Origin of the sequence: Eikenella sp. HMSC071B05 (assembly GCF_001811325.1) — a bacterium.
GTDB classification, from domain to species: Bacteria; Pseudomonadota; Gammaproteobacteria; order Burkholderiales; family Neisseriaceae; genus Eikenella; species Eikenella corrodens.
This window is the reverse complement of record NZ_KV804547.1, coordinates 96,337-103,757: the sequence shown is the minus strand read 5'-3', so window position 1 is coordinate 103,757 and position 7,421 is coordinate 96,337. Positions and strand designations below refer to the sequence as shown.

At 54.3% G+C, this 7,421-nt stretch carries 10 protein-coding genes and 1 pseudogene; 1 reads left to right on the top strand and 10 read right to left on the bottom strand.

Going from position 1 to position 7,421, the window contains the following annotated elements; translation table 11 throughout:
• The first annotated feature begins 84 nt into the window (after positions 1–84).
• Complete coding sequence (locus tag HMPREF2796_RS04485; protein ID WP_070631301.1) at positions 85–588, top strand: hypothetical protein; 504 nt, start codon at positions 85–87, stop codon at positions 586–588.
• Between the two features lie 70 nt (positions 589–658).
• Here HMPREF2796_RS04485 and HMPREF2796_RS11360 read toward each other — a convergent pair whose 3' ends face one another.
• From HMPREF2796_RS11360 to rpoA, 10 genes and pseudogenes are all read right to left on the bottom strand, one after another.
• The gene (locus HMPREF2796_RS11360) at positions 659–814 is read right to left on the bottom strand and encodes a hypothetical protein (RefSeq protein ID WP_168162814.1); all 156 of its coding nucleotides are present in this window, start codon (positions 812–814) and stop codon (positions 659–661) included.
• 6 nt (positions 815–820) lie between these two features.
• Positions 821–1,267, bottom strand: a complete 447-nt coding sequence (locus tag HMPREF2796_RS04480; RefSeq protein ID WP_070631300.1) for a hypothetical protein — start codon at positions 1,265–1,267, stop codon at positions 821–823.
• Position 1,268: 1 nt separating this feature from the next.
• Positions 1,269–1,378 (bottom strand): annotated as a pseudogene (locus HMPREF2796_RS11505) (IS5/IS1182 family transposase); the annotation flags it as partial.
• A gap of 91 nt (positions 1,379–1,469) precedes the next feature.
• On the bottom strand, positions 1,470–2,783 hold the full coding sequence (locus HMPREF2796_RS04475; protein WP_168162813.1) for an FAD-binding domain-containing protein: 1,314 nt from the start codon (positions 2,781–2,783) through the stop codon (positions 1,470–1,472).
• Between the two features lie 2 nt (positions 2,784–2,785).
• Positions 2,786–3,841 carry a lipopolysaccharide heptosyltransferase II gene (gene waaF, locus HMPREF2796_RS04470; protein ID WP_070631296.1) on the bottom strand — a complete coding sequence of 352 codons (1,056 nt, stop codon included), beginning with the start codon at positions 3,839–3,841 and terminating at the stop codon, positions 2,786–2,788.
• Between the two features lie 281 nt (positions 3,842–4,122).
• Positions 4,123–4,314, bottom strand: coding sequence for a zinc-finger domain-containing protein (locus HMPREF2796_RS10770; protein WP_049259013.1), 192 nt, complete (start codon positions 4,312–4,314; stop codon positions 4,123–4,125).
• Between the two features lie 285 nt (positions 4,315–4,599).
• Positions 4,600–4,902: an AzlD family protein gene (locus HMPREF2796_RS04465; protein ID WP_070631295.1), complete on the bottom strand. Its 303-nt coding sequence runs from the start codon at positions 4,900–4,902 to the stop codon at positions 4,600–4,602.
• On the bottom strand, positions 4,895–5,611 hold the full coding sequence (locus tag HMPREF2796_RS04460) for an AzlC family ABC transporter permease (protein WP_070631293.1): 717 nt from the start codon (positions 5,609–5,611) through the stop codon (positions 4,895–4,897). Before HMPREF2796_RS04460 ends, HMPREF2796_RS04465 begins: the two co-directional genes overlap by 8 nt.
• Before the next feature lie 398 nt (positions 5,612–6,009).
• Positions 6,010–6,396, bottom strand: a complete 387-nt coding sequence (rplQ, locus tag HMPREF2796_RS04455) for a 50S ribosomal protein L17 (protein ID WP_023887670.1) — start codon at positions 6,394–6,396, stop codon at positions 6,010–6,012.
• A gap of 27 nt (positions 6,397–6,423) precedes the next feature.
• Positions 6,424–7,401, bottom strand: a complete 978-nt coding sequence (gene rpoA, locus HMPREF2796_RS04450) for a DNA-directed RNA polymerase subunit alpha (protein WP_003823825.1) — start codon at positions 7,399–7,401, stop codon at positions 6,424–6,426.
• Positions 7,402–7,421 lie beyond the last annotated feature (20 nt).

Below are 7,421 nucleotides of genomic sequence, written 5' to 3'. Positions count from 1 at the left end.
AAGGCTACCTGAAATTTCAGGTAGCCTTTTTCTGATACACTGCCCACTACTTCGTTCTCAAGCAAGCCCACCAGAGAAATGAACATGACAAACAAAACCTTCGCCCTCCCGCTGTTGCTGGCCACCCTCACCTTGTCTGCCTGCGTTCACACCCAACCGAGTGCCGGCCATGCCTCGCTGGCCGATGAGTGTGAGCAGCTTGCCAAAGACACAGATACCTTAGCCACTGCCGCATACTGCTACCGGGAAAATCCAGAAGTATCTGTATATTTCAACGATTTATCCTTAACACTACTCTTTAACCATCCAAAAGCGGAACTTTGTCGCCGTCAATTACCCCAATCCCCACAGAAGAACTACCGTCTAAACGCCGATCCAAACAAGCTCTGTACCGACACGCGTACCGAACGCAACCGCCTGCGCAGCCAAGTGGAAGCCTTTGCCGACAGCAAAATGGCCGAATATGCTGCCGCAGAAGCGCCCAAGCGCGACATCTCCGCCGCCGAGCTGCTGCGCCAAACCCGCGCCGAGGAAGCCGCGCGCCGCGCCAGGGTGAATGCCGCCATCCGACAGATAGAAGGCCGTTAAGCAGCATCTGCCTACAAGCAAAAGGCTACCTGAAATTTCAGGTAGCCTTTCTCTATGCTCCAGCAGCCGTTTATTTCTGCTGCTGCGGTGCGGCTATCTGCTGCTGCCAGCGCTGCATATTCTGCTCCAGCTGCGTTTGATTAATGATGCCGGCTGCAGCAAACAGCACCATAATCGCCATGGCCGTTACCAGCAGGGCACAGAAACTGGCAATATAGCCCAGCAACACCTGCTACAGGCGCACGCCGCAGAGGCGGGCATAGCCCATCACGCCCACGGCAAACGCCCAAGCCACCCAAACTTGCAACAACGGCGCCAAACTGGGCACATACAAACCCAACAAGGTAGGCAAGTAGAGCACTTCAGTGAGCAGCGTGTAGCCCCACAAAGATTGCCGACGGCCGCCGAGCGCGCCCATCAGCCGGGTCATCACGCCGGCAAACACCGGCCATTTCACCAGATTTAAACACAATACAAACGCTATCATGCCATGTTGCCCGTTCAACACGGGTGAGAGCATCGCAGTATTCACCGCAGCCACCATCACCAGCGCGCCCAAGCAATCCGGCAGCGGGTAGGTATATTCTTCGGCAGGGCGCAATCGCAGCCGCATCAGGTTGGCGGCATCACTCATCAATCGGTACATGGCAAACAGTTGTGGGTTGTGAAAAGGCGGCATGATATAGTGAATTAAATTTAAACCGGTACAGCGTTGGCTCGCCTTGCCGTACTATTTGTACTGTCTGTGGCTCGCCGCCTTGTCCTGATTTAAATTTAATCCACTATAGCGCCAAAGCCATCAAGTTCGCGCAAAAGCTGAGGCTACCTGAAAGCGGCAACGAAGTTAACCGTTTTTCAGGTAGCCTCTTCATCGACCTGGTCTAACGCGCCCGATAATCTACTACCGGCACCGGGTAGCCGTTGGTGTTCACTTCCGCCGCAGCCAGCCACGGAGCATGGATACGACGGCTGTCGATGTGCGCCAACTGTGGCAGATGGCGGCGGATGAATTGGCCGTCGGGATCGAGCTTTTGCGACCAAACCACGGGGTTGAAGGGCTGCCGTTCGGCCTGTTTGCCGCCCAGGCCGGCGGCCAGCTGCCAGTTGCCGCTATTGGCGGCGGGCTCAAAATCCAGCAACTGGCGTGCAAACCAGCCGGCACCATCCTGCCAGCGGCCGCCCAGCACTCGGCAGAAAAAAGCAGCGCAGAACCGGCGCAGGCTGTGCGGCAGCCAACCGGTGTCGCGCAAGAGGCGCATGGCGGCATCGGCCAGCGGATAGCCGGTTGCACCTTGCTGCCAAGCGGCCATCAACGCTTCGTTGGTCTGCCTGGCTGCGGTGCGGTGTTCGGGCAGACCGTGCTGCAACACATCGGGATATTGGCGGAAATAATGCTGCCAAAATTCGCGCCGTGCCAAAGCTTCGCGCCAAGCGGCGGCATCAGGCACGTTACCGGCTGATGCCCACACCCGGCGCACCGACAGCGTGCCGAGCACCAGATGCGGTGAGAGCTGCGAGCTGCCGTGTTGGGCGGGCAGGCTGCGTAGCACCGGGTAATACGGCAGGCGCGGCAAAAATTCGGCCAGCTGCTGCTGAGCGGCGGTTTCGCCGCCGGGAATGGTGAGCACGGCTCGAGGGACAACAGGCAGCGCGGCGATTTTCAAATTTTCAGGTAGCCTTTGCTGCTGCGCGGCCAAATCCGGCGGCGGCCAGGATGGCGCTTGCCAAGCGGCATATTGTTCAACACACGCAGCCTGCCAGGCTACCTGAAACGCGGCAAAGGCCGGCCCATTGAAATACGGCGCACGGATAAATTGGAAGGGGGGCTGCAGCAGGCCGTCGGCCACGCTGCTTAGTCGGCAGCCCTGCCTTTCCAGCGCGGCGCGTAATGCGCCCTGCCCCGCCCCGTTGGCGGCACACACCACTTCCACCGCATGGCAATGCACGGCCATTTCGGCCACTGCCTGCACGGGATTGCCTGTGCGCACATGCAGCGGAATACCGCATTCGGCCAGCCGCGCCTGCAAATCGCGCAGGCTCTGCCAAATAAAATAGCGCCGCCGCGCCGTGAGCGTGCCTTTGTTCGGCCACACATACAGGCCGAGCAGCGGGCGGCCGCTGCGGGCGGCGGCTTGCAGGGCGGGCTGGTCATCGGTGCGCAGGTCGTGGCGGAACCAGATTAAGGTGGTGGACACGCTCATTTTGCTGGGGTTTCCGGCGTTTGTTCGGGAAAGCGGGAGCAGATGGCACGGCAGCCGGCTTGGTGCACCAGTTCCGGCTCGAGTTTGTTGAGGCAGTCGGTGTGGCCCAGCGGACATTCGCGCTTGAAGCAGGGGCTGCACTCAAGGTGCAGGCTCACCACCTGCGCGTGCGGGCTCAGGGGCGGAGTGTGCTCGGGGCTGGACGAGCCGTACACGGCGGCCAGAGGGCGGTCTAGTGCGGCAGCCAGGTGCATCAGGCCGCTGTCGTTGCACACCACGATTTGCGCCAGGGCAAGCAAATCGATGGCTTCGGATAAGCTGGTGCGTCCGCACAAATTGGTGCAGAGGCTACCTGAAAGCCGCTGCACTTCTTCGGCGGTTTCATGGTCTTTGGCCGAGCCGAACAGCCAAATCTGACGGCCTTCGTCGGCATAGCGTTTGGCCAACGCGGCAAAATGGCGTGGCGGCCAGCGTTTGGCCGGGCCGTATTCCGCACCGGGGCAGAAGGCGGCAATCGGCCGGGCGTTGTCCAAACCGTGCGCCTGCATGGCAGCTTCGCTGGCGGCAGCGGAAACGGCGAGGCGGGGGAAATCGCCGGGGCGCGGTTCGAACGGCACGCCTTTCGGGTAGGCCAAGGCGGTGTAACGATCAACCATCAGCGGCAGCGCGGCCTTATCCAGCTTTCGGATATCGTTGAGCAACGGGTAGCGGCTCTCGCCCACATAGCCGGTGCGCTGCACGATACCGCCGGCGCGGGCAATCAGCGCGGATTTAAACGAGCCGGGCAACACGATCACTTGGTCATAGCCGCGACGCGCCAGCTCTTTGCCCAGCCGCCAGCGCTCGCGCAGCCGCAATGCGCCATGGGCGAAGGGGTTTTCCAAAATCTGATTGACTTCAGGCATGCGCTCGAACACGGCCATCGACCACTTGGGTGCGAATACGTCGATCCGGCAGCCGGGATGCAGTTCGTATAGGCGGCGGTAAAGCGGCTGCGTCATCACGCAATCGCCAATCCAAGAAGGAGAGATGATGAGGATGTGTTTGGACATGACAAGGAATCGGCAGGATATAGCGAATGAATCGACCTTTCGCTATCTAGCAAGCCAAATTGACTTTCGATACAAGGCGATGAGCCGTAAACAATACAGGAGTACGACCAGGCGAACCAACGCCGTAGCGAAAGTTGAGTTGGTTTGCTAGAGAACAATGGGCAGGCATTTTTCAGGTAGCCTCCGGCGGCTTTGATTTGCCGCAACAGAGAATTCCTGTGGAGATGCTTAAGAGGGCACGAGCAGTAGCCATATAGAAGCCCCGCTATACTAAAACTGTGTTAGTGATGCCGATCTGCTTCACCATTGAGCTGATAAATGCTGCCACAATACGGGCATTCTATACTGCCGTTGGAAGTAATCGGCAAAAATACGCGCGGGTGGCCATTCCAGGCTTCGTGCGTGGGGCCGCTACAGTGTAGAGGCAGGTCGGCAGGAGTAATAACGATGGGAGGCTGTGCTTGGTAGGGCATGGAGGTTGTCCTTATTGGGCAGTTGGCGTGGTGGCTGGCACTTTCGGCAGCAGCCAAGCCGCTTTGGTTGCATACTATCGGCTTGATATATTGCCGTGCCGCCTTATGCCTTATGATGGAAATGTATTTGACTGGCTTACTGATTCAGCCGACATAACGGGATTATACCGATGCTTGAATGGGAGGTGTAGCATGCAGCTATGTGGCACACGTCCGTGTTGATGGGAAGGCTACCTGAAAATAGGGTGGCAATCAGACGGGCTTAGCGGAAACTTTCAGGTAGCCTCATCCTGCCATTAGCCAGCCCAGCAAACCGCTGCTGGCTACGGCAATCAGCACGGTGGGCAGCATCGGCAGACGGCTAGCTGCCAATAGCGTGATGACCAAAGCCACTAATTCATGCGGTTTGTTAGACACGAAATGGGGCGCGATGACTGAAATCAGCACGCAGCCGGGTGCTGCTGTCATCACACGCTTGGCCCTTGCCGACAACACGCGGTTGCGGAAGGCGAAAAAACCGATCAGCCGGGTGGAATAGGTTACGGCCAGCATGCCTAAAACGGCCAGCAGGGAGGCGCGGCTAATCATGCTGCGCCCCTTGGTCGAAAAACGCCCACGCCAAGCCGACAAACGTACCGGCCAGCACATACCAGCCGTTGTGCGGCGATAAGAGGTAAACACCGGCAGCACTTATCAGGCTGGCCAGCCACGGCAAGGCTGCCCGCCAAGTGCGCCACATTCCCCGTATCAGCACTAGAAACACGGCCGGGAAAGCCATACCGAAACCCAAGTTTTCCACATTCCCAAGCAAATAGCCAAATCGGGCACCGATGAAGCCGCAAGTTATCCACAGCAAATACAATGCAGCAGCCGTGCCAAAATAGTAAGGCAGACTAAACGCAGGCAACCCTGCCTGCTGCCGCTTCCCGGCATCGGCCAGGCTCATCGCCCAACTTTCATCGGTCATAAAGAACAATACCGGCAACAGCTTCCTCAGTGGCAAATGGCGAACAAATGGGATAAATGCCACACCCATCAGAATATGCCGGCTATTAATGAGGAAAGTAGTGCCGATAATCAGCAGAACGGGCAGCGGACTTTGCCACAGGCTGACTGCGGCAAATTCGGAACCGCCCGCAAAGTTCAACCCCATCATCAACACCACCTCCAACCAACTCATTCCTTGCTGTGCAGCCCGAGTACCCAAAATCAATCCAAATGGCATCACCCCTATCAAGATAGGGGTAGCTTCAATAATACCGCGCCGGAATTCAGCAAAAGTGGAGGAATAGTGCATAATGATAAAACTTGATTAGATTAGGAGCATTAGATAAGTACTATGAAAACTAGCGCCATTTTGATACAAGTATCCCTCCCTGCAGTACAAGTTAGTGCATGAAGAAGAATTACCGGCTTTTGCTATGCAATTATTTTCACCAATAGCACCAACTTACCTATCGCTATACTTTATATACCGCATTCAGCTCGCTAGCTTGTATGAAAATAATTGCTCCATCTATAACCAACTAAATTGACTCTCAAACACAAGGCAGCGAGCTGCAAACAGTACCGTAGCAAAAGTTCAGTTGACTTGCGCTATATACGTCAACTACAAAACCTGACCCCATATAAATTAAAGCTGAATCCCATGCAATCACACATAGGATCCAGCTTTTAACTTAATTATGTATGCAGTTATGCTGCTTCAGTATTTGAGTCTTCAGCGGCCAAATCGGTCAATTGCACCAATGCTAACGGCGCATTATCGCCCTTACGGAAGCCATATTTCAAAATACGCACATAACCACCATTACGGTTGGCAAAACGAGTACCCAACTCATCGAATAGTTTAACTACAACATCTCTGTCGCGAGTTCTATTGAAGGCGGTACGGCGATTAGCCAAAGAAGGCTTCTTACCCAAAGTAATCAAAGGCTCTACTACTCGTCTCAACTCTTTAGCTTTAGGCAAAGTAGTCACGATAGTTTCATGGGTTAAAAGCGAGTTAGCCATATTACGCAACATCGCTGCACGATGGCTGCTTGTACGGTTTAATTTGCGGTTGGCATTACCATGACGCATAATTTTATTATCCTTTTCAATTAAATATTAAGGCTTATCCAAACCAACAGGTGGCCACACATCCAGTTTTGAACCCAAGGTCAAGCCTTTTGAAGCCAATACTTCTTTAATCTCGTTCAAAGATTTTCTGCCCAGATTCGGAGTCTTCAGCAATTCAGTTTCGGTTCGCTGAATCAAATCACCAATATAGTAGATGTCTTCAGCTTTCAAGCAATTCGCTGAGCGAACTGTCAATTCCAAATCATCTACTGGGCGTAGCAGAATCGGGTCGATGGGCGGAGCTTCTTCTTTCGACTCCTCGACCGGCGTTCCTTCCAAGTCCGCAAATACTGACATTTGATCAATCAGTATACGAGCTGCCCGACGCACAGCCTCTTCTGGATCAATTGCACCATTGGTTTCAATATCTAAAACCAAGCAATCTAAGTCCGTCCGCTGCTCCACACGAGCAGCCTGAACCTCAAAGCTAACACGATGAACCGGAGAAAAGTTGGCATCCAAATGAATAGCGCCAATTTGTTTGTGGTCATCATTCCTGCTGCTAACAGTTTGATAGCCACGGCCTTTTTCCACAGTAATTGTCAGTTCAATCTTGCCATTATCAGACAAGCGGCAAATAACATGTTCTGGATTAATTACTTCCACATCATGCGGCAATTCTAAATCAGCAGCAGTTACCACACCACTACCTGATTTATTTAAGCTAACCTGAACCGAATCACGACCCTGAAGCTTGAATACCACACCTTTAATATTCAGCAAGATATCTACAACATCTTCCTGAACACCATCTAAAGTAGAATATTCATGCAGTGCGCCATCAATTACCACCTCTGTAGGTGCAAAACCATTCATTGATGACAGTAATATACGACGCAATGCATTGCCTAATGTATAACCAAAACCCCGCTCAAATGGCTCCATAAAAACTTTTGCACGCGTTGCAGACAAGGCATCTACATCAATCTGTCGCGGCTTCAGAAATTCATAGGTGCTGTTTTGCATTTAACTGCCCCTTTTTTGAG

Excerpts from the sequence above, each read along its gene's own strand:
- HMPREF2796_RS04480 (WP_070631300.1), bottom strand. The coding sequence starts at position 1,267 with ATGCCGCCTTTTCACAACCCACAACTGTTTGCCATGTACCGATTGATG.
- HMPREF2796_RS10770 (WP_049259013.1), bottom strand. The coding sequence starts at position 4,314 with ATGCCCTACCAAGCACAGCCTCCCATCGTTATTACTCCTGCCGACCTG.
- HMPREF2796_RS04485 (WP_070631301.1), top strand. The coding sequence starts at position 85 with ATGACAAACAAAACCTTCGCCCTCCCGCTGTTGCTGGCCACCCTCACC.
- waaF (WP_070631296.1), bottom strand. The coding sequence starts at position 3,841 with ATGTCCAAACACATCCTCATCATCTCTCCTTCTTGGATTGGCGATTGC.
- rplQ (WP_023887670.1), bottom strand. The coding sequence starts at position 6,396 with ATGCGTCATGGTAATGCCAACCGCAAATTAAACCGTACAAGCAGCCAT.
- HMPREF2796_RS04465 (WP_070631295.1), bottom strand. The coding sequence starts at position 4,902 with ATGATTAGCCGCGCCTCCCTGCTGGCCGTTTTAGGCATGCTGGCCGTA.
- rpoA (WP_003823825.1), bottom strand. The coding sequence starts at position 7,401 with ATGCAAAACAGCACCTATGAATTTCTGAAGCCGCGACAGATTGATGTA.
- HMPREF2796_RS04460 (WP_070631293.1), bottom strand. The coding sequence starts at position 5,611 with ATGCACTATTCCTCCACTTTTGCTGAATTCCGGCGCGGTATTATTGAA.